Origin of the sequence: Virgibacillus salexigens, assembly GCF_014905415.1 — a bacterium.
Taxonomy (GTDB): Bacteria; Bacillota; Bacilli; order Bacillales; family Amphibacillaceae; genus Virgibacillus; species Virgibacillus salexigens.
In genome coordinates this window covers 1-301 of record NZ_BNEO01000151.1, presented here as the reverse complement: position 1 = coordinate 301, position 301 = coordinate 1, and the positions used below count along the sequence as shown (strand labels likewise).

Annotated in this window: 1 protein-coding gene; it reads right to left on the bottom strand. The window is 33.6% G+C overall.

Annotated features, from left to right (window positions below):
* Nucleotides 1–254 (bottom strand): hypothetical protein (locus JKP73_RS22640; RefSeq protein WP_200412037.1); only part of this gene is annotated, 254 nt, incomplete at its 3' end.
* Nucleotides 255–301: the final 47 nt, after the last annotated feature.

The following is a 301-nucleotide window of genomic DNA, read 5'->3' as shown; positions in this document are numbered from 1 at the left end:
TGAGGAGCGATCTCACTATTATAACCTACGAAACCTGTGTAATTTTTTACATCTAATACAATCGTGTCAATATTTGCATTCGCTGTTTTTTGGACAACTTCTGAAACTTTTTCGGGAGTATTTAGATTGTGAATATTTGCTGATAGATCATACCAAAGTACTCGGCCTTTCATATTTTTATTTTTAACTAAATTTGATAGTACCTGTTCTCGGCCTTTGTCTGTTGCAGCTTGAATTGGAGTTGTCATTGTCATAACAATAATTACTGACAGTAGGATATGAAGCCAATTTTTCATTACTG